Annotated in this window: 24 protein-coding genes; 16 read left to right on the forward strand and 8 right to left on the reverse strand. The window is 62.7% G+C overall.

Annotated features, from left to right (window positions below):
• Genes AC1RM7_RS19465 through AC1RM7_RS19475 form a run of 3 tightly spaced genes read left to right on the forward strand, consistent with a single transcriptional unit; the run spans nucleotide 1 to nucleotide 2,556 of the window.
• Nucleotides 1-1,092: a branched-chain amino acid ABC transporter permease gene (locus AC1RM7_RS19465; protein ID WP_024920282.1), complete on the forward strand. Its 1,092-nt coding sequence runs from the start codon at nucleotides 1-3 to the stop codon at nucleotides 1,090-1,092.
• Complete coding sequence (locus AC1RM7_RS19470; RefSeq protein WP_024920283.1) at nucleotides 1,085-1,849, forward strand: ABC transporter ATP-binding protein; 765 nt, start codon at nucleotides 1,085-1,087, stop codon at nucleotides 1,847-1,849. Before AC1RM7_RS19465 ends, AC1RM7_RS19470 begins: the two co-directional genes overlap by 8 nt.
• On the forward strand, nucleotides 1,846-2,556 hold the full coding sequence (locus AC1RM7_RS19475) for an ABC transporter ATP-binding protein (RefSeq protein ID WP_492837491.1): 711 nt from the start codon (nucleotides 1,846-1,848) through the stop codon (nucleotides 2,554-2,556). Before AC1RM7_RS19470 ends, AC1RM7_RS19475 begins: the two co-directional genes overlap by 4 nt.
• A gap of 89 nt (nucleotides 2,557-2,645) precedes the next feature.
• Here the strand turns inward: AC1RM7_RS19475 and AC1RM7_RS19480 are convergent, their stop codons facing one another.
• Both AC1RM7_RS19480 and AC1RM7_RS19485 read right to left on the reverse strand, forming a co-directional pair.
• Nucleotides 2,646-3,170, reverse strand: a complete 525-nt coding sequence (locus tag AC1RM7_RS19480; RefSeq protein ID WP_024920285.1) for a hypothetical protein — start codon at nucleotides 3,168-3,170, stop codon at nucleotides 2,646-2,648.
• On the reverse strand, nucleotides 3,167-4,072 hold the full coding sequence (locus AC1RM7_RS19485) for a helix-turn-helix transcriptional regulator (protein ID WP_024920286.1): 906 nt from the start codon (nucleotides 4,070-4,072) through the stop codon (nucleotides 3,167-3,169). The genes AC1RM7_RS19480 and AC1RM7_RS19485 overlap by 4 nt, the downstream gene beginning before the upstream one ends.
• Before the next feature lie 160 nt (nucleotides 4,073-4,232).
• Between AC1RM7_RS19485 and AC1RM7_RS19490 the strand changes: the two genes are divergently transcribed.
• From AC1RM7_RS19490 to boxA, 5 genes are all read left to right on the forward strand, one after another.
• Nucleotides 4,233-5,783 carry a benzoate-CoA ligase family protein gene (locus AC1RM7_RS19490; protein WP_024920287.1) on the forward strand — a complete coding sequence of 517 codons (1,551 nt, stop codon included), beginning with the start codon at nucleotides 4,233-4,235 and terminating at the stop codon, nucleotides 5,781-5,783.
• A 113-nt stretch (nucleotides 5,784-5,896) separates the two neighbouring features.
• Complete coding sequence (locus tag AC1RM7_RS19495; RefSeq protein WP_024920288.1) at nucleotides 5,897-6,718, forward strand: alpha/beta fold hydrolase; 822 nt, start codon at nucleotides 5,897-5,899, stop codon at nucleotides 6,716-6,718.
• Between the two features lie 104 nt (nucleotides 6,719-6,822).
• The gene (boxC, locus tag AC1RM7_RS19500) at nucleotides 6,823-8,511 is read left to right on the forward strand and encodes a 2,3-epoxybenzoyl-CoA dihydrolase (protein ID WP_024920289.1); all 1,689 of its coding nucleotides are present in this window, start codon (nucleotides 6,823-6,825) and stop codon (nucleotides 8,509-8,511) included.
• 118 nt (nucleotides 8,512-8,629) lie between these two features.
• Nucleotides 8,630-10,075, forward strand: a complete 1,446-nt coding sequence (gene boxB / locus AC1RM7_RS19505) for a benzoyl-CoA 2,3-epoxidase subunit BoxB (protein ID WP_024920290.1) — start codon at nucleotides 8,630-8,632, stop codon at nucleotides 10,073-10,075.
• A 162-nt stretch (nucleotides 10,076-10,237) separates the two neighbouring features.
• Nucleotides 10,238-11,446, forward strand: a complete 1,209-nt coding sequence (gene boxA / locus AC1RM7_RS19510; protein WP_024920291.1) for a benzoyl-CoA 2,3-epoxidase subunit BoxA — start codon at nucleotides 10,238-10,240, stop codon at nucleotides 11,444-11,446.
• 92 nt (nucleotides 11,447-11,538) lie between these two features.
• Here boxA and AC1RM7_RS19515 read toward each other — a convergent pair whose 3' ends face one another.
• The 3 genes from AC1RM7_RS19515 to AC1RM7_RS19525 form a co-directional block, all read right to left on the reverse strand.
• Nucleotides 11,539-11,943: a GFA family protein gene (locus tag AC1RM7_RS19515; protein ID WP_024920292.1), complete on the reverse strand. Its 405-nt coding sequence runs from the start codon at nucleotides 11,941-11,943 to the stop codon at nucleotides 11,539-11,541.
• An 11-nt stretch (nucleotides 11,944-11,954) separates the two neighbouring features.
• Nucleotides 11,955-12,758, reverse strand: a complete 804-nt coding sequence (locus tag AC1RM7_RS19520; protein WP_024920293.1) for an SDR family NAD(P)-dependent oxidoreductase — start codon at nucleotides 12,756-12,758, stop codon at nucleotides 11,955-11,957.
• A gap of 93 nt (nucleotides 12,759-12,851) precedes the next feature.
• Nucleotides 12,852-13,910 (reverse strand): polysaccharide deacetylase family protein, encoded by a 1,059-nt coding sequence (locus tag AC1RM7_RS19525; RefSeq protein ID WP_024920294.1) that lies wholly within the window; start codon nucleotides 13,908-13,910, stop codon nucleotides 12,852-12,854.
• A 206-nt stretch (nucleotides 13,911-14,116) separates the two neighbouring features.
• Here AC1RM7_RS19525 and AC1RM7_RS19530 point away from each other — a divergent pair, with 206 nt between their 5' ends.
• The 5 genes from AC1RM7_RS19530 to AC1RM7_RS19550 all read left to right on the forward strand — a co-directional run bounded on the left by AC1RM7_RS19530 (nucleotide 14,117) and on the right by AC1RM7_RS19550 (nucleotide 18,935).
• Entirely contained in the window at nucleotides 14,117-15,511 is a 1,395-nt protein-coding gene (locus AC1RM7_RS19530; protein ID WP_024920295.1) for an OmpA family protein, read from the forward strand.
• Nucleotides 15,512-15,513: 2 nt separating this feature from the next.
• Nucleotides 15,514-15,810 carry a hypothetical protein gene (locus AC1RM7_RS19535; protein WP_024920296.1) on the forward strand — a complete coding sequence of 99 codons (297 nt, stop codon included), beginning with the start codon at nucleotides 15,514-15,516 and terminating at the stop codon, nucleotides 15,808-15,810.
• Nucleotides 15,811-15,816: 6 nt separating this feature from the next.
• A complete protein-coding gene (locus AC1RM7_RS19540) occupies nucleotides 15,817-16,344 on the forward strand; it encodes a DinB family protein (RefSeq protein ID WP_034459533.1) in 528 nt (175 codons plus the stop codon).
• Nucleotides 16,345-16,517: 173 nt separating this feature from the next.
• A complete protein-coding gene (locus AC1RM7_RS19545) occupies nucleotides 16,518-17,579 on the forward strand; it encodes a putative bifunctional lysylphosphatidylglycerol flippase/synthetase (RefSeq protein WP_024920298.1) in 1,062 nt (353 codons plus the stop codon).
• A gap of 45 nt (nucleotides 17,580-17,624) precedes the next feature.
• Nucleotides 17,625-18,935, forward strand: a complete 1,311-nt coding sequence (locus AC1RM7_RS19550; RefSeq protein WP_024920299.1) for an ATP-binding protein — start codon at nucleotides 17,625-17,627, stop codon at nucleotides 18,933-18,935.
• 136 nt (nucleotides 18,936-19,071) lie between these two features.
• On the opposite strand, the gene AC1RM7_RS19555 is transcribed toward AC1RM7_RS19550, so the two are convergent.
• Complete coding sequence (locus AC1RM7_RS19555; protein WP_006022984.1) at nucleotides 19,072-19,581, reverse strand: GcrA family cell cycle regulator; 510 nt, start codon at nucleotides 19,579-19,581, stop codon at nucleotides 19,072-19,074.
• Nucleotides 19,582-19,902: 321 nt separating this feature from the next.
• Nucleotides 19,903-20,163: a hypothetical protein gene (locus tag AC1RM7_RS19560; RefSeq protein ID WP_160166471.1), complete on the reverse strand. Its 261-nt coding sequence runs from the start codon at nucleotides 20,161-20,163 to the stop codon at nucleotides 19,903-19,905.
• Between AC1RM7_RS19560 and AC1RM7_RS19565 the strand changes: the two genes are divergently transcribed.
• The 3 genes from AC1RM7_RS19565 (at nucleotide 20,140) to AC1RM7_RS19575 (ending at nucleotide 23,532) form a co-directional block, all read left to right on the forward strand.
• Nucleotides 20,140-21,360, forward strand: a complete 1,221-nt coding sequence (locus tag AC1RM7_RS19565) for an aspartate aminotransferase family protein (protein ID WP_006022983.1) — start codon at nucleotides 20,140-20,142, stop codon at nucleotides 21,358-21,360. The genes AC1RM7_RS19560 and AC1RM7_RS19565 overlap by 24 nt on opposite strands.
• Nucleotides 21,360-22,286, forward strand: a complete 927-nt coding sequence (gene argF / locus AC1RM7_RS19570) for an ornithine carbamoyltransferase (RefSeq protein ID WP_006022982.1) — start codon at nucleotides 21,360-21,362, stop codon at nucleotides 22,284-22,286. The genes AC1RM7_RS19565 and argF overlap by 1 nt, the downstream gene beginning before the upstream one ends.
• Nucleotides 22,287-22,530: 244 nt before the next feature.
• On the forward strand, nucleotides 22,531-23,532 hold the full coding sequence (locus tag AC1RM7_RS19575; RefSeq protein WP_024920300.1) for an Hsp33 family molecular chaperone: 1,002 nt from the start codon (nucleotides 22,531-22,533) through the stop codon (nucleotides 23,530-23,532).
• A 46-nt stretch (nucleotides 23,533-23,578) separates the two neighbouring features.
• Here AC1RM7_RS19575 and apaG read toward each other — a convergent pair whose 3' ends face one another.
• A complete protein-coding gene (apaG, locus tag AC1RM7_RS19580) occupies nucleotides 23,579-23,971 on the reverse strand; it encodes a Co2+/Mg2+ efflux protein ApaG (protein ID WP_024920301.1) in 393 nt (130 codons plus the stop codon).
• Nucleotides 23,972-24,197 lie beyond the last annotated feature (226 nt).

Here is a 24,197-nt window from a genome sequence, read left to right on the forward strand (position 1 = left end):
ATGGGCACGCATCGCGATCCGCGCGTATGGCTGGTGCCCGGCGTGCTTCTGGCGCTGGCGATTGCGCTGCCGTTCGTCGCACCGACCTATTACGTGCAGTTCGTCAGCAAGGCGCTGATCATGGGCATCCTGGCGATGTCGCTCAACCTCGTGGTTGGCTATGGCGGGCTGGTGAGCCTGTGTCATGCGGCGTTCTTCGGCATTGCGGGCTATGTGCTGGCGCTGGCCTCGCCGAAATACGATCCGGCCTCGCTGTGGTGGACGCTGCCGCTTGCGGTGGCCGCATCCGCGGCCGCCGCCGCTGTGATCGGCTCGCTGGCGCTGCGCACGCGCGGCATCTACTTCATCATGGTGACGCTGGCGTTCGGCGAAATGCTGTTCTTTCTGTTTCATGACAGCAAATTCGCGGGCGGCTCGGACGGCGCCTTCATCTACAACAAGCCGTCGATCATGCTGGGCAATCTCACGCTGCTCGATCTCGAAAAGCCGCTGACCTACTACTTCGTCGTCCTTGCCGTGCTGGTGGCGGTGATTGCGCTCCTGACCATGATCGTGCGCTCGCCGTTTGGTCATGCTCTGGCGGCGGCCCGCGACAACGAGCGCCGTGCCCGCGCGCTCGGCTTTCCGGTGTTTCGCGTGCGGCTGACCGCGTTCGTGATCTCGGGCGCGATTGCAGGCATCGCCGGATATTTCGCCGCCGCACAGTTCGGCTTTGTCGCGCCGCAGATGCTGGGCTGGCATCTGTCGGCCACGGTGCTGGTGATGGTGCTGATCGGCGGCCAGCGTTCGGTGGCGGGTCCGCTGGCCGGCGCGCTGGTGCTGATCGGGCTTGAGGAAGTTCTCAAGGCGACCACCGAGCACTGGAAACTCGCCGAAGGACTGATCGTCATTCTGATCGTGCTGATGCTGCCCAATGGCGTCCGCGATCTATTGAAGATGATCCTTCCTGCTTCAGATGCGCAATCTGGGGTGGAGTCATCAACCGTCATTGCGAGGAGCATCGCGACGAAGCAATCCAGCTCTTTACCGGACGCTTCTGGATTGCTTCGCTCCGCTCGCAATGACGATGTGGTGGGAGGGCGTCATGGCTAGTCCCGACGTTGCGCTGCGGGCCGTCGGCCTGAAGAAACATTTCGGCGGTCTCACCGCCGTGTCCGATGTCTCGGTTGATGTTCACACCGGCGAGATCCACGCGGTGATTGGGCCGAACGGTGCGGGCAAATCGACGCTGATCAATCTGTTGTCCGGCGATCTGTCCGTCAGCGCCGGCGAGATCATGCTGGGTCAGGATGACATTACGCGACTTGCGCCGGATCGCCGTGCCCGCGCGGGTCTGGGTCGCTCGTATCAGAAAACCACGATCTTCCCGCAGTTCACCGCGCAGGAGAATGTGCGGCTGGCGGCGCAGGCCCATGCCGCCTCGCCGCTGAAAATGTTCGGCAATGTGTTTTCGGATGCGGACGTCAACCGCCGCACCCGCGAGGCGCTGGAGCAGGCGGGGCTTGCATCGCGCGCGCAGATGACGGCGACCCATCTCAGCCACGGCGAGCAGCGGCAGCTTGAAATCGCCATGGTTCTGGCGACGCAGCCGCGCATCATCCTGCTCGATGAGCCGCTCGCGGGCATGGGGCAGTCGGAAGCGCGCAAGGTGGTCGATCTGATTGCGTCGCTCAAGAAAGGCCGCGCGGTGCTGGTGGTCGAGCATGACATGGATGCGGTGTTCGAACTGGCGGATCGCCTGACGGTGATGGCCGACGGCCATGTGATCGCCAGCGGCCTGCCGCAGGATGTCCGCACCGATCCGGCGGTGCGGCTTGCCTATCTCGGCGTTGAGGAGGACGCCGCATGAGCGCGTTGCTCGATGTCCAGAAACTCGAAGCGTTTTACGGCGCGGGCAAGGTGCTGCACGGCATCGGATTGTCGATTGCGCGCGGCGAACAGGTGGCGCTGCTCGGCCGCAACGGCATGGGCAAGACCACGCTGCTGCGTTCGCTGATGGGTCTCGTCGCGGACCGGCGCGGGCAGATCACGCTCAACGGCCGCGACATCATGCGGGCCGCGCCCGAGACAATCGCGCGCGCGGGTGTGGCGCTGGTGCCGGAGGGGCGCGGCGTGTTCGGCTCGCTGTCGGTGGTGGAAAATCTCGTGATGGCCGCGCGCCCCGGCATTGATGGTCGCAAGGTATGGACGCTGGAGCGGATCTACGATCTGTTTCCGCGTCTTCATGCGCGCCGTACCAACGGCGGGCATCAACTGTCCGGCGGCGAGCAGCAGATGCTGACCATCGGGCGCGCACTGATGACCAACCCCGATCTGATCCTGATCGATGAGGCGACCGAAGGCCTCGCGCCGCTGGTGGCGAAGGATATCTGGAACACGCTTGGGGTCATCCGCAGCGAAGGCGTTGCGACGGTCGTGGTCGACAAGGATTTCCGCGCGCTGTCGCGGATCGCCGACCGCATGGTGATGCTGTCGAAGGGGACGGTGGTGTTCGACGGCACGCCCGCGGCGCTGGCGGAGAAGCAGGATCTGCTGGAGCAGCATCTGGGGGTTTAGGACGGTCATTGCGAGGAGCGCTTGCGACGAAGCAATCCATCTTTCGAAAGTCAAGAGTGGATTGCTTCGCTTCGCTCGCAATGACGAAGCTAAGTGACTGTCACCAGCCCCGCATCGCTCGCCGCGACAATATCCCGCTCCAGCGGCTGCGGCCATTGCACAACAAGTTTTCCGATCAGATCGCCGAGGCCATCTTCATCGAATGCATCGTAGAACACCGGCGTACTGGCGCGCGCGATGAACGCGTGCAGCAAATGCGCGGCGTCGTAATCATAGACGATGTCCGTCGGCACGATGCCCTCGCGCCGCATCAGGAAGCGGCGAAAGCCCGTCAGCCGCGCGCGACCATCATCTAGCGCAGCGAACGACAGCACGAGCGAGCCGTGCGGAATGCGCGGGCCATCCTGCATGCGGTCGAGCATCGGCAGCGCGTTGGCGTCAATGACGTCAGTAAGGGTGCGGAAGTCGCTCGACATATCGTCGATGTGCAGCGTGTTGCGGATCGCAACCATGTTCGCCGCGTCGAGTCCGCGGGCGCCGAGTAGATCCGCCAGTGTTTGTGCCGCCGCCGTTGCGACGGTCACAGGTGATGCGAGGCCGAGAACGCCGCTCATTGCGCGGCGACGGCGCGCGGCGCGAAGGTCAGCGGTTCCTTGGCCAGCAGCGGCGCGACGGTGTCGGCGAGGCGCTTTGCCGCCTCCTCGACATCGAGGCCTGCGGTGTCGACCTGCGCCGACGCGCGCGCATAGAGCGGCTCGCGGCTGAGCAGGATGGTGCGCAGCTCCTGCATCGCGGAGCGATCGTCCGCCATCGGCCGCAGATCGCCCTGCTTGCGCACGCGCCCCATATGCTCTTCCGGCTTGGCCTTCAGCCAGATCGTATAGAACGACGACAGCACCAGATCGAACGTGACCGGCTCGGAGACAATGCCGCCCCCGGTCGCCAGCACGATCAGTTCCTTGCGTGCGAGCAGTTGCGCCAGCGCCGCCTGCTCCATGCGGCGGAAACCTTCCTGGCCGTAGAGCGCAATGATCTCGGCGACCGAGAGGCCGTTCTGCTTCTCGATCTCCTTGTTCAGTTCGACAAAGGTCCAGCCGATTTTCTTCGCCAGCATTTTGCCGAGCGTCGATTTACCCGCGCCGCGCAATCCGATCAGCGCGATGCCGGCGAAGGTGTTGCCGCGCGCCGCGCCGTTGCCGGAGAGGGCTTCCTTGGCCTGCGCGATCTGCTGCGGCGTCGCCGTTCGCATCAGATCGCGGATCACCAGCCAGTCGGGCGTTGTGTCCGCGGTCGGGATCAGGTCCTCGACATGCGCGCCCATCGCCGCGGAGACCCGGCGCAGCAGCACGATGGAGACGTTGCCCTTGCCGCTTTCGAGCTGGGCGATGTAGCGCTCGGAAATCCCCGACACCTTGGCCAGCGTCTTCCGCGACATGCCGCGCAGCGCGCGCATGGTGCGGACGCGCTGTCCAAGCTGCTCAAGGAATTGGCTTTCCGGCTCTACTTGCGGGGTCATCTCGGTTTCGACTCGTGGGCGCACCTGAAACATAATGCCGGAAAAGGTTGACAGCAAGCTCAGGCGGTGACTTTATATGAATTATAATTCTAAAAACTGATCCAAGGGAGAGCGTCGTGCGGGTGAAGGGTGGACTGGGCACCGGCCCAGCGTCGAAGTCATGAGCGATTCAGGCGGCGGATACAATGCCGTGACCTACCTGCTCGACCGCAACGTCGACGCAGGGCGCGGGGCCAAGGTCGTGTTCAAGGACCCGGTGTCCGAGATCACCTATAGCCAGTTGCAGGCGCAGACGCGCCGGCTCGCCAATCTCCTGAAGCGGCTCGGCGTGCGGCGGGAAGAGCGCGTCGCGATGATGATGCTCGACACCATCGACTTCCCGGTCGTGTTCCTGGGCAGCATCCGCGCGGGCATCGTGCCGGTGCCGCTCAACACCCTGCTGACGTCCGAACAGTATGCCTACGTGCTGGCGGATTGCCGCGCGCGCGTGCTGTTCATTTCGGAAGCGTTGCTGCCGGTGGTGAAGGATGTGCTCGGCCGCATGCCGGATTTGCAGCATGTCGTGGTGTCGGGTGCGAACGCGAACGGGCATCTGCTGCTCAAGGATGAACTCGCGAAGGAAAGCGATCAGTTCGCCACCGCCGCGACCCATCCGGATGAGCCCGCCTTCTGGCTCTATTCGTCAGGCTCGACCGGCATGCCGAAAGGCGTGCGTCATCTGCACTCCAATCTGGAGGCCACTGCGGAGACCTACGCCAAGAAAGTGCTCGGCATCCGCGAGGACGATGTCGGCCTGTCGGCGGCCAAGCTGTTCTTCGCCTACGGTCTCGGCAATGCGCTGACATTTCCGATGTCGGTGGGTGCGACCACGATCCTCAATCCGGAACGTCCGACGCCGCAGGTGATGTTCGAACTGATCCGCAAGCACGATCCCAGCATCTTCTTCGGCGTGCCGACGCTGTTCGCGGCCATGCTCAACGACGAGGCCTTCAAGAGCGAGCCGCGCACCAAACGTCTGCGTGTGTGCACCTCGGCGGGCGAAGCGCTGCCCGAACTGGTTGGCCAGAGCTGGAAGGATCGCTTCGGTGTCGACATTCTCGATGGTGTCGGCTCTACCGAACTGCTGCACATCTTCCTGTCCAATGCGCCGGGCGACATCAAGTACGGCACCTCGGGCAAGCCGGTGCCGGGCTATGCGGTGCGTCTTGTGAACGATGCGGGCGCGGATGTTGCGGATGGCGAGGTCGGCGAACTGATCGTCAACGCGCCGTCGGCCGGTGAAGGCTACTGGAACCAGCGCAGCAAGAGCCGGCAGACGTTTGAAGGCGGCTGGACCCGCACCGGCGACAAGTACACCCGCGACGCGGACGGACGTTACACCTACTGCGGCCGTTCCGACGACATGTTCAAGGTCTCGGGTATCTGGGTCTCGCCGTTCGAGGTCGAGAGCGCACTCATCACGCATCCGTCGGTGGCGGAAGCCGCTGTGGTGCCTGCCGAGGATTCCGAAGGCCTGCTGAAGCCGAAGGCGTTCGTGGTGCTGAAGCAGGGCGCGTCGGTCAGCGATCTCAACGGCGCACTGAAAGAGCACGTCAAGCAGAAGATCGGCCCGTGGAAGTATCCGCGCTGGATCGAGGTGGTGGAGTCGTTGCCGAAAACCGCGACCGGAAAGATCCAGCGCTTCAAGCTGCGGGCTGGCGCGAAGCCCTAGCCCGTCATTGCGAGCGAAGCGAAGCAATCCACTCTTAACAAAAGAAAACTGGATTGCTTCGTCGCAAGTGCTCCTCGCAATGACGAACTGAAGTGGAACGATAAGGAAAACCAATGACCACTCTCCAGCCCTCCGGCACACTCACCATCGGCGACGCGCATCTCGAGTATCGCATGATCGGCCCGGCGCCGGACAAGGCGCCGACCATCGTGATGCTGCATGAAGGCCTCGGCTCGGTCGGGCTGTGGGGCGACTTTCCCGAAAAGCTGCAGGCTGCGACCGGCGCGGGCGTGTTCGTCTATTCGCGCGCCGGTTACGGCAACTCGTCGCCGGCAAAACTGCCACGTCCGCTGAACTTCATGGAGATCGAGGCGCTCGACGTGTTGCCGAAGGTGCTGGACGCCATCGGCTTCCGGCGCGGGCTGCTGCTCGGCCATTCCGATGGCGCGTCGATCGCGACGATCTATGCCGGCGGCATTCAGGATCATCGCGTGCGCGGCGTGATCCTGATCGCGCCGCATTTCATGGTCGAGGAGTTCGGTCTGGTTTCGATCAAGAAGACCAAACAGAACTACGACACCGGCGATCTCAAGCCGAAGCTCGCGCGCTGGCACAAGGATGTCGATAACGCGTTCAACGGCTGGGCCGATGTCTGGCTCGATCCGAAATTCCGCGAATGGGACATTTCGGAATCGCTCGCCTATGTGCGCGTGCCGGTGGAGATCATCCAAGGCTCCGACGATCAGTACGGCACGCTGCGCCACATCGAGATTGCGCAGGCCGAGTGCTACTGCCCGGTGGACGTGACGATCATTCCCGGCGCGGGCCATTCGCCCCATCGCGAGACTCCCGAACCCACCCTCCGGGCCGCGGCGGATTTCGCCAGCCGGCTGCTGTCCCTGCATGGCGAGGGCGCCGTGGGCCAGGCTGCCTGACATGCAAAAAAGTGCATGTTGAGTGCAATATAAAGCTGGACGCGTCCCTTAACCTGCATTATTGTGCATTATAATTCAGATTTCATCCGGATCGAGAGATAGACATGGCCGCGGAAGACCGAAAACTCGCCAATAGCGCGACCTTCATCGATTTCCAGACCGAGCCGTCGAAGTACCGGCACTGGAAACTCGATGTGGCGGGCGATGTCGCCACCCTGACCATGGATGTCGACGAGAACGGCGGCCTGTTCGAGGGCTACCTGCTCAAGCTGAATTCCTACGACCTCGGCGTCGACATTGAACTCGCCGACGCCGTGCAGCGGCTGCGCTTCGAGCACCCGGAAGTGAAGGTGGTGCTGCTGCGCTCGGGCAAGAACCGCGTGTTCTGCGCCGGCGCCAACATCCGCATGCTCGCGGGTTCAACCCACGCGCACAAGGTGAACTTCTGCAAGTTCACCAACGAGACCCGTAACGGCATCGAGGATTCGTCGGAGAATTCCGGCCAGCGCTTCATCTGCGTGGTGAACGGCACCGCCGCCGGCGGAGGCTATGAACTTGCGCTCGCGGCCGACCACATCATCATGGCGGACGACGGTTCGGCTGCCGTCGCGCTTCCCGAAGTGCCGCTGCTTGCGGTGCTGCCGGGCACCGGCGGGCTCACCCGCGTTGTCGACAAGCGCAAGGTCCGGCGCGATCACGCCGACTTCTTCTGCACCATCGAGGAAGGCATCAAGGGCAAGCGCGCCGTGCAGTGGCGGCTGGTGGACGAGATCGTCTCCAACTCAAAGCTGGAAGCCAAGGTCGCGGAGCGCGCGAAGGAATTTGCCGACAAATCCAAACGCAACGGCGAAGGGCAGGGCATCGCGCTGACGCCGCTGAAGCGCAGCTTCACCGAAGATGGCATCCGCTACGGTTTCGTCAGCGTCGATCTCAATCGCGCGGGACGCATCGCCACCATCACCATCAAGGCGCCGGAGAACGATCCGCCCGCCGATGTCGCGGGCATGACGGCGCAGGGCGCGGATTTCTGGCCGCTGCAGGTTGCGCGCGAGCTCGACGACGCCATCCTGCATCTGCGGATCAACGAGCTTGAAATCGCGATGCTGGTGTTCAAGTCGGTCGGCGAACGCTCTCGTGTGCTGGCCTATGATGCGTTCCTCGAAGCCAACAGGGCCAACTGGCTGGTCAACGAGATCCGTCATTACTGGAAACGCGTGCTCAAGCGCATCGATGTCACCTCGCGCACACTGGTGACGCTGGTCGAGCCAGGCTCCTGCTTCGTCGGCACGCTGGCGGAACTCGTGTTCGCCTCCGACCGCTCCTACATGCTGATCGGCGAGAAGCAGGGCGACAATCGCGCGCCTGCGGAGATCATTCTCTCGCCTGCGAACTTCGGTCCCTATCCCATGAGCCACGGGCTCACGCGGCTGGAATCGCGCTTCCAGGCCGATCCGTCGGATGTCGAGACGGCGAAGGCGAAGGTCGGCGAAGCGCTCGATGCCGAGACGGCGGAAGAACTTGGCCTTGTCACCTTCGCCCTCGATGACATCGACTGGGACGATGAAGTGCGCGTGTTCCTTGAAGAGCGCACGTCGTTCTCGCCTGACAGTCTCACCGGCATGGAAGCGAACCTGCGCTTCGTCGGGCCCGAGACCATGGAATCGAAAATCTTTTCGCGGCTCACTGCGTGGCAGAACTGGATCTTCCAGCGGCCGAATGCGGTGGGGGAAAACGGCGCACTGCAACGCTACGGCACCGGCGAGCGCGCGCAGTTCGACATGACGAGGGTTTGAGAAAATTAAATGCCGTCATTGCGAGCGAAGCGAAGCAATCCAGGGCCACATAAAGAAGCTGGATTGCTTCGTCGCTTCGCTCCTCGCAATGACAAAGCAACCTGACGGAGAGCACGCCATGAACATCATGAACGTCGACTACACCACCAAGATCCCGAACAACGTCAATCTCGCCGAAGACCGTCAGGTGCTGAAAGCGCTGGAGGGCTGGCATCCGGGCTATCTGGACTGGTGGAACGACATGGGCCCGGATGGCTTCCAGGAATCGCTGGTCTATCTGCGCACCGCGATCAGTGTGGACCCGAAGGGCTGGGCCAAGTTCGATTACGTCCGCATGCCGGAATATCGCTGGGGCGTCCTGCTTGCGCCGCAGGACGAGCAGCGCCTGGTGAATTTCGGTCAGCACAAGGGCGAGAAGGCCTGGCAGGAAGTGCCCGGCGAGTATCGCGCGATGCTGCGCCGTCTCGTCGTGATCCAGGGCGACACCGAGCCGGCTTCCGTCGAACAGCAGCGCCATCTGGGTAAAACCGCGCCGTCGCTTTACGACATGCGCAACCTGTTTCAGGTCAACGTGGAAGAAGGCCGCCATCTCTGGGCGATGGTCTATCTGCTGCAGAAGTATTTCGGCCGCGACGGCCGCGAGGAAGCCGACGATCTGCTGCGCCGCCGTTCGGGGGACGAAGACGCGCCGCGCATGCTCGGCGCATTCAATGAAGCAACGCCCGACTGGCTGTCGTTCTTCATGTTCACGTTCTTCACCGACCGCGACGGCAAGATGCAACTCGAAAGCTTGGCGCAGTCCGGTTTCGATCCGCTGTCGCGCACCTGCCGCTTCATGCTGACTGAAGAAGCCCATCACATGTTCGTCGGGGAGACCGGCGTCAGCCGTGTGCTTCAGCGCACCTGTGATGCGATGAAGGCTGCCGGTATCGAAGACCCGAATGAGATCGAGCGGGTCCGCGCGCTCGGCGTCATCGATCTGCCGACCATGCAGAAAAAAATGAACCTGCATTATTCGCTGTCGCTCGATTTGTTCGGATCGGAGGTCTCGACCAACGCCGCGAACTTCTACAATGCGGGCCTCAAGGGCCGCTTCCAGGAAACCAAGATCGACGACGATCATCGCCTGACCAATGACATTTACAAGGTGCTCAAAATGGTCGACGGCAAGATCACGCTGGTGGACGAGCCCGCGCTCACCGCACTCAACATGCGCCTGCGCGACGATTACACCGAAGACTGCGCCAAGGGTGTCGAGCGCTGGAACAAGGTGATCGAGAAGGCGGGCGTGAATTTCCGCCTTGAATTGCCGCACACCGCGTTCCACCGCCAGATCGGTGAATTCGCCAATGTGCAGGCGACGCCGAAGGGCATCATTGTTTCCGATGCCGAGTGGGCGAAGGTTCGCGACGACTATCTGCCCTCGGCTGCGGACGGCGATTTCATTTCCTCGCTGATGGAGCCGGTGTCCGAGCCCGGCAAGTTCGCGAACTGGATCGCACCGCCCAAGGTGGGCATCGACAACAAGCCCGGCGACTTCGAATACGTGAAGATCGCGGCGTGAGACTCTTCCCCTCTCCCCTTGTGGGAGAGGGGGCCCGAGCAAAGCGAGGGCGGGTGAGGGGTTCTTTTAACATCGTAACCCCTCACCCGGCTCAGTTTCGCTCCGCTCAACTTCGCCACCCTCTCCCACAAGGGGAGAGGGGAAGAAAGTCGAAGATCAACCATGAATACTCCAGTCACCGACCTCATCAAGCAACATCTCATCGACCCGGAAATCTGCATTCGCTGCAACACCTGCGAAGAGACATGTCCGGTCGATGCGGTGACGCATGACGGCAACAACTATGTTGTCGATGCGAGCATCTGCAATCACTGCATGGACTGTATTTCGCCGTGTCCCACCGGCTCGATCGACAACTGGCGCGTGGTGACGAGGGCCTATTCCCTTGAGGAGCAATTCTCGTGGGAGGAATTGCCGAAGCAGGAAGAGGTCGCAGCAGCGGCTTCTGGCGAAGGCGGCGCGGTCGAGGCGCTGGAGGATGAAGTCTCACGGCTGCTGGAAGAAGCCCGCAAGGGCCTCGGCGGCAAGCCGGTCGCACCGCATTCCGCCAGCAAGCCGACGGTCAATCTCTACAACCGCGGCAAGCCGGCGACGGCGACGGTCACCGGAAATTTCCGTCTCACCGATGCCAATGCCGATTCCGATGTGCGTCACATCATCCTGGATTTCGGCGATCAGCCGTTCCCGGTGCTGGAAGGCCAGAGCATCGGCATCGTCGCGCCCGGCACCGACGAGAACGGCAAGCCGCATGTCGCGCGGCTCTATTCGGTGGCAAGCCCCCGCGGTGGCGAGAAGCCGAACACCAACAATCTCGCGCTCACAGTGAAGCGCGAGGACAACGGCGTCTGCTCGAACTATCTGTGTGATCTGCCGCGCGGCGCGAAGCTCGAAGTCACGGGTCCGTTCGGCGCCACCTTCCTGATGCCCGACGATCCTGCCGCAAACATCATCATGATCTGCACCGGCACGGGTTCGGCGCCGTTCCGCGGCTTTACCGAGCGCCGTCGCCGCGCCATGCCGGATGCACCGGGACGGTTGCTGCTGTTCTTCGGCGCGCGGCGTCCGGAAGAACTGCCGTACTTCGGGCCGTTGCAGAAAGTGCCGGAAAAGCTGCTCGGCAAATACTTCTGCTATTCACGCGTGCCGGATCAGCCGCGCGTCTATGTGCAGGATCGTATTCGCAGCGAGATGGCCCAGATCGCCGCGCTGCTGCGTGACGACAAGACCCATGTCTACATCTGCGGATTGAAAGGCATGGAGAGCGGCGTCGATGAAGCCTTCGCCGATGCCTGCCGCGCGGCCTCGATCGATTGGTCGGCGCTGAAACCGAAGATGCGCGAGAGCGGGCGTTATCACGTCGAGACGTATTGAGAGCCTCGTCATTGCGAGGAGCGTTCGCGACGAAGCAATCCAGCTTTATGAGCACGATGGATTGCTTCGCCTCGCTCGCAATGACGGGTTTCTCAGTCCGGCTGCTTATCGAGCAGCACTGTGCTGTCCGGCAGTTTCAGCCAGTGATGCCGCTGTGATGCCCAGAACAGAATTTGGGGCGCTTTGAGCGATGCATCGGCAAAACATCCCGCGGCGACAATAATGTCGTTCGGCTCTGCTTCGACATAGCTGAAGACATTGGTGCCGCAATCAGGACAGAAATGTCCCTCGTTCCAGCGCCCGGAATCGCTTCCGCCGCGATAGGCGTTGTGCTTGCCTGAAATCGTCACCGCGGCGCGCGGAAACACAGCGGCATAGCTGAACGCGCTGCCGCTGCTGCGCTGGCATTTTGTGCAACTGCAGGCATAGACACCGGATGGTTCGCCCTCGGTCGTGACCGAGAGCTGGCCGCACACGCATGCTGCTGTTCGCGCCATGGTCGTTGCTGTTACTCCCCCGCAACCGGCAGGCTGAGATTGGCGTAAACGATGCCGCCATCCACCGCGATCGAATTGCCGACCACGTAATCGCCGGCGCGCGAGGCCAGATAGATCGCGATGCCGGCCATGTCTTCCGGCCGGCCGATGCGCTTAGACGGAATCGCCTTGGCAACGCTGTCGCCATGATCGCGCGCCGCGGTGTTCATGTCGGACTCGAACGCGCCGGGGCAGATCGCCGTGACATTGATGTTGTCATGGATCAGCTTTGCGGCCATGCGGCGCGTCAGATGGATCACCGCCGCCTTGCTCGCCTGATAGGAATAGGTTTCGAGCGGATTGACCGACAGGCCGTCGATCGATGCGATGTTGATGACCTTGCCGGGCTTGTCCTTGGTCGCTGCCGCGCGCAGCGGCTTCGCCAGCGCTTTGGTGAGGAAGAACAGCGACTTGACGTTGAGGTTCATCACCTTGTCCCAGCCGTTCTCCGGGAATTCATCGAACGGAGCGGCCCAGGCCGCGCCCGCATTGTTCACGAGAACGTCGAGCTTCGGCTCGCGCTTCATGATTTCTTCGGCGAGCTTGTTGCAGCCTTCGACCGTCGACATGTCGATGGGAAGCGCGATGCACTCGCCATCATAGGCTGCGGTCAGTTCCTTTGCGGTTTCCTCGCACGGTCCGGCCTTGCGCGCGGTGATGTAGACCTTCGACGCGCCATAGGCGAGAAAGCCGCCCGCGATCATCTTGCCGATGCCGCGCGAACCGCCGGTGACGAGGGCGACACGGCCATTGAGCGAAAACATATCCTTGAACATGGTGCCTCCTGTTGCTTTGGCGGCGATATAGCGCCAGCAGCAAGGAACAAGTCAAGGAATGGCGGAAATGCGATATTCTGTTTGAAACGCGTTCTACGCGGCGTCCACGCGGCGGAAGCCGTTCCACATCGCGGTCGCGGCGCCGGATGTCAGCACCGACAGGAAGCGCGTGGTCTGGTAGTTGCCGTTCAGCGAAATGCGCGGCAGGGCCGTGAGGTGTCCGGCGTTCTCGGCGAAGATCATGCCGGGACGCGTGGTCACGGCGGTTGCGAAGCCAAGCTCCTTCGCCATCGCGAACTCGCGCGCGGCCGCCGCGGCCTTGTCTCCATAAGGATAGGCGAAATGCCGCGCGGACTTTTGCAGATGGTCCTCGATTCGCGCGCGGCTCTCCCGCATCTCGCGTGCTGCGCCGGCTTCGGTTTCGCGGGCAAGATTGCAATGACTGACGGTGTGCGCGCCGATGCCGACCAGCGGATCGGCGGAAAATGTCTTCAGTTCATCCCAGGACATGCACAGCTCGCGCGCGATGGCTGAATCGTCCACGCCGTGCCGCGCGCACAGCGCGCTGACCTCGCTCTGCACCTCGGCGTCGCTTCCGAGCGAGCGCAGCCAGTCGTGGGTCTGGTTGAAGGCGTCCTGCTTGGCGGCGGCGTCATGCGCATCGAGCCGCAGCACCCCACCGCCGCGAACGATCTCGATCGTCTCGGCTTTGGCGACGACGCGCTCCAGCGCTTCCCACCACAATCTGCCGGTGCCTTCGGCGAAATCGCTGGCGACATAGACCGTGAACGGCGCGTTGTGGTCGCGCATCACGGGGAGCGCATGGTCGCGGTTGTTGCGATAGCCGTCGTCGAAAGTGAAGCAGGCGAAGCGGCGCGCGAAATCACGCTCAACCATCCGGCGATGCGCTTCATCCATCGACACGATATCGACATCGAGCGCGCGGACATGGGCCAGAACCTCGCGCAGGAAGTCGGGCGTGATTTCCAGATGCCGGTTGGGCTGGAACATGTTGTCGCGCGCCGGGCGAACATGATGCAGCATGAAGATGGTGCCGACGCCCGCCAGGATCGGCCGCAGCACATGGTGCGCGCCGGTGAAATACAGCGCGTCGAGGCCGGCGCGAATGACGTTGTGGCGAAGCTGCTTCATGGCGGCGGGCTCGGGCCGATGATTTCAGGAATCCGGCCCCAAGATTTGGCAGAAACCGTTGAACAAACGGTTATGCGGGTGCTCAAAACAGCCTTGGGCAGGCCCGGAACGGGCCTTCTGCATCCAGCCCGGTTCGGCGGTCATTTCCTGTTTGACACCCTGCCGAGGGTTTGTTTTGTCTCCATTCCGTCAGGTGAAGGTCCGGGATGAACCGAATATCCAGTTGGGCAAGAAAATGGTGGCCGGGGTTGATTCCCTTGGGGTTCCTTTGGATCGGCGCGATCTGGACGAATACCTCGCCTCTTGAGACCGATATCGCGGCGCGGGCGACCGCTGCGCTCAAGGACACCATCCTCGACAAGACCCGCATTTCCGTGTCCGGCCGCGATGTCTCGCTGTCGGCGGACGCGTTCTCGGAAGAGGGGCGTCGCAGCGCGGCCTCGCAGGTCGAGGCCGTTGCCGGGGTGCGGCTGCTCGACGACGACACCCGCCTGATCCGCGAAGCCAAGCCGTTCGAATGGTCGATCGAGCGCGATGTGGTCAGGATCACGCTCGGTGGGAATGCGCCGTTGCCCGCGAGCAAGGCACGGCTGGCGGACGCCGCGCGCGCCGCGGCCGCCGGTACCGAGGTATCGGACCGGATGGATCTGGCGCGGGGCGCGCCGCCGCGGTTCGACGCCGCGGCATTGCTGCTGGTCGAACAGATCGGCAAGCTCAAGGACGGCAAGATCACCCTCAGCGACACCGCCGTCAGCCTGACCGGCATGGCGCGCGAAATCGGCAACCGCGAGGCGATCCTGGCGGCGCTGAAAAATCTGCCCGAAGGCTATTCGGTGAAGGAGAACGCCATCAAGGCGCCGCCTTATATCTTCCGCGCCAACAAGGACCCGGTCGCAAATACCGTCACGCTCGAAGGGTATGTGCCCGACAACAACGTTCATGCCGCCATTGTCGCGGCGGTCGGCCGCAAGTTCTTCGCCGAAAAGCTGGTTGATAATCTGAAGGCGAGCGCCGGTGCGCCGCAGGGATTCCAGAACGCGGCGGTGGCCGCGCTTGGCGCGCTGTCGCGGGTTTCGACCGGCTCGCTGACGATCTCGGATCGTGAGGTGAAGCTGTCGGGCGATGCGCTCTATGCTGTCGCGGCGGATCAGATTCGCGGCGGCATCGGCGGTGAGTTGCCGCAGGGCTGGAGCGTAAAGGCGGATGTCTCGGTCAAGCCGGTGGCCAGCGCTGTTGATCCGACGGTTTGCCAGCAACTGTTTTTCGAACTGCTGGGCAAGGCGAAGATCAGGTTCGAGTCCGGCCGCGCCACCATCGACAAGGATTCCATGGGGCTGCTCGACAAACTCATCGAAACCGCCCTGCGCTGTCCGACCGCCAACATCGAGGTGGCCGGCCACACCGACAGCGACGGCGACAACACCTCCAATATGGCGCTGTCCGAAAAGCGCGCGCAGGCGGTGTCGGAGTATCTGATCAAGGCTGGACTGCCGCCGGACCGGTTGAAGGCCGTGGGCTACGGCAGTTCGCAGCCGGTTGCCGCCAACGATACCGACGACGGCAAGGCCAAGAACCGGCGCATCGATTTCGTGGTGAAATGAGCATGATCTACCTTGCGATGTTTAACTGGGGTTGGGTGCTGGCGTCAGCCGTGGTCGGCCTTGCAATGGGATGGATCGCGGTGGTCCATCGCGGGCGCGGCTGGTCTACGATGACGCTGCGCAAGGTCGCGGTGCTGATCGCGGCGCTCATCCTGGGGTCGGTGTTTCATCTGGCGCCGGGCCGGGCCGGATACTGGCTCGACCTCGGTCTCGTCATGTTCGCCGCTTATGTTCTCGGTTGCGCGGTCGGCTCGTGGCTCCGCAGTCTTGTGGTCGCGCGGCACACCGCCGCAGGCTGAAGCAAGATGGCAGGCGGCCTGACACGGCATTTCCGGATGTTCGGCCATTACAATGCGTGGGCCAATGCGCGGCTCTATGAGGCCGCCGGTCGTCTCGGCGACGCCGACTACCGGGCCGATCGCGGCGCCTTCTTCAAGTCGGTCCACGGCACGCTGAATCATCTGCTGGCAACGGATCGCATCTGGATGAAGCGGTTCACCGGCGAAGGCGACGCGCCGGACCGGCTCGACGCGATCCTGTTCGACACGTTCGATGCGCTTCGTGCAGCCCGGGCGGCGGAAGATGCCCGGATCGTGGCCTATGTGGACGGTCTGGATGACGCGCGCGTTGCGGGAACGATTTCCTATCGGCGCGTCTCGAGCCCCGAGCATTTCGTGCAGGAACTGGCTCCCGCGCTGGCGCACTGGTTCAACCACCAGACCCATCATCGCGGCCAGACTCATGCGCTTTTGACAGGGCTTGGACAGCCGGGTCCCGAACTGGACCTGCTGTTTTTTCAGCGCGAGCAGATCAAATCGGCGTCATCGCGCTGACATGGTGGCGACACCGTTGCGGTGCAATGGATGGCGGTAGTGTCTCAGTATTCTTAACGTGACTTATGGCTCGCAAATGGGCTCAAATTGGCGATACCGGCTCTCGCGGTCGCCGCGCCGGTCTGCTAGGACAGCACGAGGGATAGTGCGCTTGATCGAATTTTGAGGTCTGGATGCTGGAGACACTGCGCGGGGCCATCGCGTACATGCGCGAGAAGCAAATCCTGCACAAGATTGGTGTTGCGATCAGCATCGCGATCATCGCGACCGCTTGCTACATCCTCTATCACATGCTCGAGGGGCTCGATATCGACGACCTCTACGAAGCGCTGCGCGGCACCGAAATCCGCACCATCGTGCTCGCCGGCCTCTGCGTCGCGGCCGGTTACTTCACGCTGACGTTCTACGACCTGTTCGCGCTGCGCGCCATCGGACGCAATGCGGTGCCTTACCGGGTTGCCGCCTTTGCCGGATTCACCAGCTATTCGATCGGCCACAATGTCGGGGCCAGCGTCTTTACCGGCGGCGTGGTGCGATATCGGGTCTATTCGGCGTGGGGTCTGTCGGCGGTCGATGTCGCCAAGGTTTGCTTTCTCGCCGGGCTGACGTTCTGGCTCGGCAACGCCGCCGTGCTCGGACTTGGCGTCGCCTATCATCCGGAAGCAGCCGCCTCCATCGACAAGCTGCCGGTCTGGCTCAACCGCGTCGCGGCCATCGGTATCCTGCTTGCCCTGTGTGCGTATGTCATCTGGGTCTGGATGAAGCCGCGCGAAGTCGGCCGCGGAAGCTGGAGCGTCTTTCTTCCCGGCGGGCCGTTGACGCTGCTGCAGATCGTGATCGGGATCGTCGATCTCGGGTTCTGTGCGCTGGCGATGTACATTCTGGTGCCGGATGAACCTCATGTCGGGTTCATCGTGGTCGCGGTGATCTTCGTCTCGGCGACGCTGCTCGGTTTCGCCAGCCATTCGCCGGGCGGCCTCGGTGTATTCGATGCCGCGATGCTGGTGGGCCTGTTTCAGTTCGACCGGGAAGAGCTTCTGGCCGGCATGCTGCTGTTCCGGGTGCTTTATTATCTCGTCCCGTTCATTATTTCTGTCATCTTGCTCTCGCTTCGAGAGCTTATTGTCGGTCTTCGGGCGAAGCGAGTCTCAGCGGCCCTGAAACGGCTCGACGACGCGGCGAAGTCTCCGTCGGCCAAGGGGCCGCCTCAGGGATCGCGGTCACCGGTCTCCTAGGGCGGGCTGGCGTCAGCTCGTACGAGAGCGAAACAGGTACGGCGCATGACGATGACGTCTCCAAATTCCGGTTTTGCTCCGTGGTCGGATCGGCTGCGGCGGTCGGCGATCATTCTGATCGCGACGGCGCTTGGCCTCGCGGCTTCGGTGATGTTCGGCGGCCTGACGCTGCCGCAGGCCGGACTGGTGTTTGTGGTGATCGGGGGTGCGGCACTTGTGCCATGGCATCTGCATCAATCCGTTCCGGCGAACGAAGACTTGATCGGCGCGCGGCCCGCGGAAACGCCGGTGGTGCAGGCGCTGGTCGGCGGGATGCCCGATGCAGCCGTGCTGCTAGACCGCGCCGGGCGCGTGCTGCATTTCAACACCGCCGCAGCGCAACTGGCGCCGGCTCTGCGCAAGAACGAACTGGCGCTGTTCGCGCTGCGCTCTCCCGAGATCATCGCGGCGCTGCGCGAAGCCATCGCCACCCGTCAGCCGCAGCGCGCCAGCTATGTGGATCGCGTTCCGATCGACCGCTGGATGGAATTGATCGTGACGCCGCTGCTGTTGCCGACGGCATTCGGCGGCAGTGAATATTGCATTCTGATGACATTCCAGGATCAGACGCCGCTGCGCCGGGTCGAGGAAATGCGCGCCGACTTCGTCGCCAATGCGAGCCACGAATTGCGCACCCCGCTCGCAGCGCTGTCGGGATTCATCGATACGTTGCAGGGGCCGGCGCGCGAGGATGCCAAGGCGCGCGAACGGTTTCTCGGCATCATGCACGCGCAGGCGACGCGCATGGCGCGGCTGATCGACGATCTCTTGTCTCTGTCGCGGGTCGAGCTCAGCGCGCATGTGCGGCCCGAAAAGCTGGTCGACGTGGTGCCGCTGGTGCGTCAGGTGGTCGATGGGCTGGAGCCGCTGGCGAGCGAGCGTCAGGTTGCCATCGATGTCGAACTTCCTCATGAGCCGGTTGTCGTCGCCGGCGACAACGAGGAATTGCTGCGCCTGCTGGAAAACCTGATCGAGAACGGCCTCAAGTACGGCGCATCCGGCGGACGCGTCGTGGTGTCACTGACCGAACCTGCGCCAAATGATGCCGGCGAAATTCGCCTCGCGGTGCGCGACTTTGGTCCTGGTATCGCGCCGGAGCATTTGCCGCGCCTGACCGAGCGGTTCTATCGCGTCGATGTCGGCGACAGCCGTGCGCAGGGCGGCACCGGACTGGGCCTCTCGCTGGTCAAGCACATCCTCAACCGTCATCGCGGGCGGCTCCTGATCGAGAGCGTTCCAGGTCACGGCGCGACCTTCACCGCATGCTTTCCGACGACGAAGACTCCTGCGGGCGACAAGATTGCAGCGAAAGAGTAAGGGCGATTTCAGTCCGTCGCATTTTCGCCGCACGATCATAAAGCCGCCTTTTGCGGCAAGGTTCGTCGCCACTTCGCAACAAAAAAGCCTCATCGGATCGATGAGGCTTTTTCGCTATTTATGAAAGGATTTCGGCTTACTTCGTGCTCGGCCGCGAGGTGCGGCGGCGATCGGAGGCCGGCTGATAGGCAACGCGTGAGTGATGCGCGCAGTATGGCAGGCTGGTCAGCGACTTGCCGCCGCAAAAGAAGAAATCCGGGCTGCCCGGATCGCCGACAGGCCAGTGGCAAGTGTTCTCGTTGAGCTCCAGCAGGCTGAGGCGCTGGCTCATCGGCACCACGTTGTCATAGGCGATCGGATCCGGCTCGGCTTCGACCTCAAAGGCGTGGGCCAGCGCGGTGTTACCGCGCGACACCGGACGGCTGATCCTCATCATATGCTGCGCCGGACGCACCTTGCGCTGCCGGGGCGCCGCGGAAGACGGGCTCTTGGCCCGGCCGGAGAGACCCAGCCGGTGCACCTTGCCGATCACGGCATTGCGGGTGATGTTTCCGAGCTCGGCAGCGATCTGGCTTGCCGAAAGCCCGGCTTCCCAAAGCTTTTTCAACTGTTCAACGCGATCGTCGGTCCAGCTTATTACCGTCATCGCACTCTTCCTTTTGATATCGCGCCGGCCATTTTCGACGCGGCGTCGCGATTGCAAACCGTCCAAAATCCCTGTCGGCAGAATCCCTTAGCCCTCGCCGGTTGCATGAAAAGCGACCGGGCGTTTACGCCGTACCGAAGACAATCGAGGATCAGAACCGCCGCACGAGATGTCGTACCCAACGTCAGGGATGCTACAATATGGCGTGACTCGCGCGCAAGAGTCGGGCATGCCGCGTCCACATGTTCCGGCCAAAAATCAAATAAATTCGATCTTTATGCGATGCTGCAAATCGCGGCTTTCTTGACCGCGCAGGCAGTTTCAACGCTGGAACAGGTGCAAAAACGCCGGAATATGCTTCAGTTGAAGCAGCAAACGGGCTTCCGCTGCGGCCTGCAGAAGGGCCCGCGTGGATTGACACAACAGGGTCCACCAATAGAATAACCACCACGTGCCGCCTTTTTCGGGCGGCACGTTTCGTTTCCGGGGCAGGCAACTGAGCGACGAGCGCTGATGCGGTCGCGCCGCTGCTGACCCCTCACCATCGATCAGGTCGCCATGAGCCAAAGTGTCAAACCGCATCTCGACTCTCACATGTTGCCGGTTTTTGCCCGCGCCGACGTCGCTTTCGAGCGCGGCGAGGGGCCATGGCTGATCGCGACCAATGGCGACCGCTATCTCGACTTCACCAGTGGTGTGGCGGTGAATGCGCTCGGTCATGCGCATCCGCACCTGGTCGCTGCCGTGCAGGAACAGGCCGCGAAGCTGTGGCACGTCTCGAACCTTTTCACGATTCCGGAAGGTGAGCGGCTGGCGACGCGGCTTTGCGACGCGAGCTTTGCCGACGTGGCGTTCTTCTGCAATTCCGGCGCGGAGGCGATGGAAGCGTGCATCAAGATGGCGCGCAAGTTTCAGGCGGTGAACGGCCATCCGGAGCGGTATCGGCTGATCACGTTTGAAGGCGCATTTCACGGCCGCACGCTTGCGACGCTCGCGGCCGGCGGGCAGCAGAAATATCTCGAAGGTTTCGGGCCGCGGGTCGAAGGTTTCGATCAGGTGCCGCTCGGCGATCTTGAGGCCGTGAAGAAGGCAATCGGTCCCGAGACGGCGGGTGTCATCATCGAGCCATGGCAGGGCGAAGGCGGCGTGCGCGCGGCCGACCCTTCTTTCTTCCGCGCGCTGCGGCAGCTTTGCGACGACAACAAGCTCGTTCTGGTATTCGACGAAGTACAGACCGGCATGGGTCGTACGGGCAGCCTCTTCGCTTACGAGAAGACCGGCGTTGAGCCTGATATCATGGCGCTGGCAAAGGCGCTTGGCGGCGGCTTTCCGATCGGTGCGTGTCTGGCCACGGCGGCCGCCGCTGCGGGCATGACCCCGGGCACCCACGGCTCGACGTTCGGCGGCAACCTGCTTGCAGTGGCCGCAGCCAACGCCGTGCTCGATGTGATGCTGGCGCCGAAGTTTTTTGAGAATGTGCAGCGTTCGTCGCTGTTGCTGAAGCAGAAACTGGCGTCGATCATCGACCGCTATCCCGACGTTGTCGATGAAGTCCGCGGCGATGGCCTGCTGATCGGCCTGAAAGCGGTTGTGCCTGCCGGTGATCTCGTCGCAGCGCTTCGCAGCGAAAAGCTGCTCACCGTCGGCGCCGGCGAGAACGTCGTGCGATTGCTGCCGCCGCTGATCGTCACCGAGGCTGAGATCGAGGATGCGGTGTCACGTGTCGAGCGTGCTTGCGCCAAGCTGACGCGAACGCCCGCGCGGCGCGAGGCGGTGTGATGAGCAAGTCTCCCCGACATTTCCTCGACCTGTTCGACGTGCCGACCAGGGACTTGCGGACAATCCTCGACGCCAGCATGGCGATGAAGAAGAAGCGCAAGGCCGGGGACATTTCCGACAGGCCGCTGGACGGCAAGACGCTTGCGATGATCTTCGACAAGCCGTCGACGCGTACCCGTGTGTCGTTCGATGTCGGCATGCGCCAGCTCGGCGGCGAAGCCATCATGCTGACCGGCGCTGAGATGCAGTTGGGCCGCGGTGAAACCATCGCCGATACCGCGCGCGTGCTGTCACGCTTCGTCGATGCGATCATGATCCGCATTCTCAACCACGAGGCGCTGGCCGAACTCGCGGCGCACGCAACCGTGCCCGTGATCAACGGTCTGACCCGGCGGTCGCATCCCTGTCAGGTGATGGCCGACGTGATGACCTTCGAGGAGCATCTCGGCCCGATCAAGGGACGCACGGTGGCGTGGACCGGCGACGACAACAACGTGCTGGCGTCGTGGGCGCATGCCGCGGAGCGGTTTGGATTCAACCTTCGTGTTGCGACGCCGCCGGAGCTGGCGCCCAACAAGCTGCTGAAGGACTGGATCAAGGCGGCAGACGCGCCGGTCGTGCTCGGCACCAAGCCCGAGGAAATGGTGCGCGGCGCCGATTGCGTGGTCACCGACACCTGGGTCTCGATGGGCGACAAGGAAGGCGAGCATCGCCATAACGTGCTGAGGCCCTATCAGGTCAATGAGAAGCTGATGTCGCTGGCCAACCCCGGCGCCATCTTCATGCACTGCCTGCCGGCACATCGCGGCGAGGAAGTCACCGATGAAGTGATCGATGGCCCGCAGTCGGTGGTGTTCGACGAGGCGGAAAATCGTCTGCACGCGCAAAAGGGCATTCTGGCCTGGTGCCTGCACGCGATCGGCTAGGCCTGATCACAAAACGGATTGTCGAAGGGTCGTGCTCCGCGCGAAATAGCCCTTGTTCGCGGCGTTCCGGCGGTTTCTCCGCTGGCTTGTGTTCCCGATCCACTCCCTTTTTTGCGGAACAAGGCACCCTATATTGTGCGGACACTTCGCTTGATCCATCATTGCCCTGGGGCCGGAAATCAGACCGTCATGGTTTTTGCTTTTCGCTGCGGCAATTCGTTTCCTTGAAAAGAATGCGTCCGACATGACTCTCGAAAGCCAAATCCGTGCTCCCTCCGCAACGCCGGTGGATGATGCTGTGCTGCCCTTTGAAGTCAGCGCGCTGGATGTGCGCGGCCGGTTGGCGAAGATGGGCCCGACGCTCGACGAGATTTTGACCAAGCACGACTATCCGGCTCCGGTCGGCAAGCTGCTTGGCGAAGCCATCGTGCTCACAACACTGCTCGCTTCGACGCTCAAGTTCGATGGCCGCTTTATTTTGCAGACCAAGACCGATGGTCCTGTGTCGATGATCGTCGTTGATTTTCAGGCGCCGAACCGGCTGCGTGCCTATGCGCGCTTCGATGCAAGCAGGCTGAAGTCCGGCCAGGACTCCGCGGCGCTGCTCGGCCACGGGCATCTTGCCATGACCATCGATCAGGGTGCCGAGATGAGCCGCTATCAGGGCCTCGTTGCGCTGGAAGGCGGCAATCTGGAAGACGCCGCGCATGAATATTTCCTCCGTTCGGAGCAGATTCCGACGCGGGTGCGGCTCGCGGTCGGTGAGGAATTCCGCAGTGGTGACGGTCCGAAACACCGGTGGCGCGGCGGCGGCATGCTGATGCAGTTCCTGCCCAAGGCGCCCGAGCGCGCGCGTCAGCCCGACCTGCATCCCGGCGATGCCCCCGAGGGCGCGGTCAAACATGACCTGCCGGAAGACGATGCGTGGGCCGAGAGCCGGTCGTTGTTCGGTACCATCGAGGATGTCGAGCTGATCGATCCCGATCTGTCGGGCGAGCGTTTGTTGTTCCGGCTGTTTCACGAGCGCGGAGTCCGGGTGTTTCCGACGCAGGCAGTGCGCGCGCAGTGCTCATGCTCGCGCGATGCTGTGGCCGGAATGCTGAAAAGTTTCACCCCGCAGGATCGCGCCGACATGGTCGAAAACGGCAAGGTGGTCGTGACCTGCGAGTTCTGCAGTTCGGTATATGAGTTCACGCCGGATGAAGCAGGCGTCGAGCCGGTGTCCAATCAGGGGGCGGCTGACTAGAGGCTGGGCCGGTCTCGCGGCTGCCCGCCTTTGGCTTATGGATGCTCTAGTTCAGCGTCCGCTTGTAGCTCGGACTGTCGAGCGAGAACGCAGGGATGTCGATATCGAACGGCTCGCCGTTTTCGGTTACCATCTGATAGCTGCCGGTCATGAATCCGGAGGGTGTCTGAAGCGGCACCCCGCTGGTGTACTCGAACCGTTCACCCGGCTCGAGTACCGGCTGTTCTCCGACCACACCCTCGCCGTTGACTTCCTGGCTGCGGCCGACGCCATCGGTAATGATCCAGTGACGCCTCTTGAGCTGGACGGTTTCGCTCCCCGAATTGACGATGGCGATCGTGTAAGCCCAGAAAAAACGGCCGTCTTCAGCCGACGAGCGTTCGGGCAGGAAGCTCGGCTCGACGATGACTTCAATCTGGCGGGTCACGGCGCGATACATGGTGTCCGTCCACAATGGGTTACAGAATAGCAGACCTCTCATCCCTTGCGTAGGCACCAATAATTGATGCTTGCGGCGGCCTGTTCAGGATACGACATCGTACCGATCTTTGTTTCAACAACGTTGCCATCCAGCATTCTTCCGGGCGCCGGTCCAATGGAATGCTTGCAATTTGCGGGCCGGTTTGATCTTCCGTAGGATCATGACAAGCGCCTGCCACTTCGAA

It is taken from the genome of Afipia sp. GW822-FHT03D08, assembly GCF_058801645.1.

Bases quoted from the DNA above. Each gene is read 5' to 3' on its own strand.
- AC1RM7_RS19565 (WP_006022983.1), top strand. From the start codon at position 20,140: ATGAGCCAAAGTGTCAAACCGCATCTCGACTCTCACATGTTGCCGGTT.
- AC1RM7_RS19480 (WP_024920285.1), bottom strand. From the start codon at position 3,170: ATGAGCGGCGTTCTCGGCCTCGCATCACCTGTGACCGTCGCAACGGCG.
- AC1RM7_RS19495 (WP_024920288.1), top strand. From the start codon at position 5,897: ATGACCACTCTCCAGCCCTCCGGCACACTCACCATCGGCGACGCGCAT.
- AC1RM7_RS19530 (WP_024920295.1), top strand. From the start codon at position 14,117: ATGAACCGAATATCCAGTTGGGCAAGAAAATGGTGGCCGGGGTTGATT.
- AC1RM7_RS19475 (WP_492837491.1), top strand. From the start codon at position 1,846: ATGAGCGCGTTGCTCGATGTCCAGAAACTCGAAGCGTTTTACGGCGCG.
- AC1RM7_RS19555 (WP_006022984.1), bottom strand. From the start codon at position 19,581: ATGACGGTAATAAGCTGGACCGACGATCGCGTTGAACAGTTGAAAAAG.
- argF (WP_006022982.1), top strand. From the start codon at position 21,360: ATGAGCAAGTCTCCCCGACATTTCCTCGACCTGTTCGACGTGCCGACC.
- AC1RM7_RS19490 (WP_024920287.1), top strand. From the start codon at position 4,233: ATGAGCGATTCAGGCGGCGGATACAATGCCGTGACCTACCTGCTCGAC.
- AC1RM7_RS19575 (WP_024920300.1), top strand. From the start codon at position 22,531: ATGACTCTCGAAAGCCAAATCCGTGCTCCCTCCGCAACGCCGGTGGAT.
- AC1RM7_RS19485 (WP_024920286.1), bottom strand. From the start codon at position 4,072: ATGACCCCGCAAGTAGAGCCGGAAAGCCAATTCCTTGAGCAGCTTGGA.
- AC1RM7_RS19470 (WP_024920283.1), top strand. From the start codon at position 1,085: ATGGCTAGTCCCGACGTTGCGCTGCGGGCCGTCGGCCTGAAGAAACAT.
- boxB (WP_024920290.1), top strand. From the start codon at position 8,630: ATGAACATCATGAACGTCGACTACACCACCAAGATCCCGAACAACGTC.
- AC1RM7_RS19550 (WP_024920299.1), top strand. From the start codon at position 17,625: ATGACGATGACGTCTCCAAATTCCGGTTTTGCTCCGTGGTCGGATCGG.
- AC1RM7_RS19540 (WP_034459533.1), top strand. From the start codon at position 15,817: ATGGCAGGCGGCCTGACACGGCATTTCCGGATGTTCGGCCATTACAAT.
- AC1RM7_RS19545 (WP_024920298.1), top strand. From the start codon at position 16,518: ATGCTGGAGACACTGCGCGGGGCCATCGCGTACATGCGCGAGAAGCAA.
- AC1RM7_RS19525 (WP_024920294.1), bottom strand. From the start codon at position 13,910: ATGAAGCAGCTTCGCCACAACGTCATTCGCGCCGGCCTCGACGCGCTG.
- boxA (WP_024920291.1), top strand. From the start codon at position 10,238: ATGAATACTCCAGTCACCGACCTCATCAAGCAACATCTCATCGACCCG.
- AC1RM7_RS19515 (WP_024920292.1), bottom strand. From the start codon at position 11,943: ATGGCGCGAACAGCAGCATGCGTGTGCGGCCAGCTCTCGGTCACGACC.
- AC1RM7_RS19520 (WP_024920293.1), bottom strand. From the start codon at position 12,758: ATGTTCAAGGATATGTTTTCGCTCAATGGCCGTGTCGCCCTCGTCACC.
- AC1RM7_RS19465 (WP_024920282.1), top strand. From the start codon at position 1: ATGGGCACGCATCGCGATCCGCGCGTATGGCTGGTGCCCGGCGTGCTT.
- apaG (WP_024920301.1), bottom strand. From the start codon at position 23,971: ATGTATCGCGCCGTGACCCGCCAGATTGAAGTCATCGTCGAGCCGAGC.
- boxC (WP_024920289.1), top strand. From the start codon at position 6,823: ATGGCCGCGGAAGACCGAAAACTCGCCAATAGCGCGACCTTCATCGAT.
- AC1RM7_RS19560 (WP_160166471.1), bottom strand. From the start codon at position 20,163: ATGCGGTTTGACACTTTGGCTCATGGCGACCTGATCGATGGTGAGGGG.
- AC1RM7_RS19535 (WP_024920296.1), top strand. From the start codon at position 15,514: ATGATCTACCTTGCGATGTTTAACTGGGGTTGGGTGCTGGCGTCAGCC.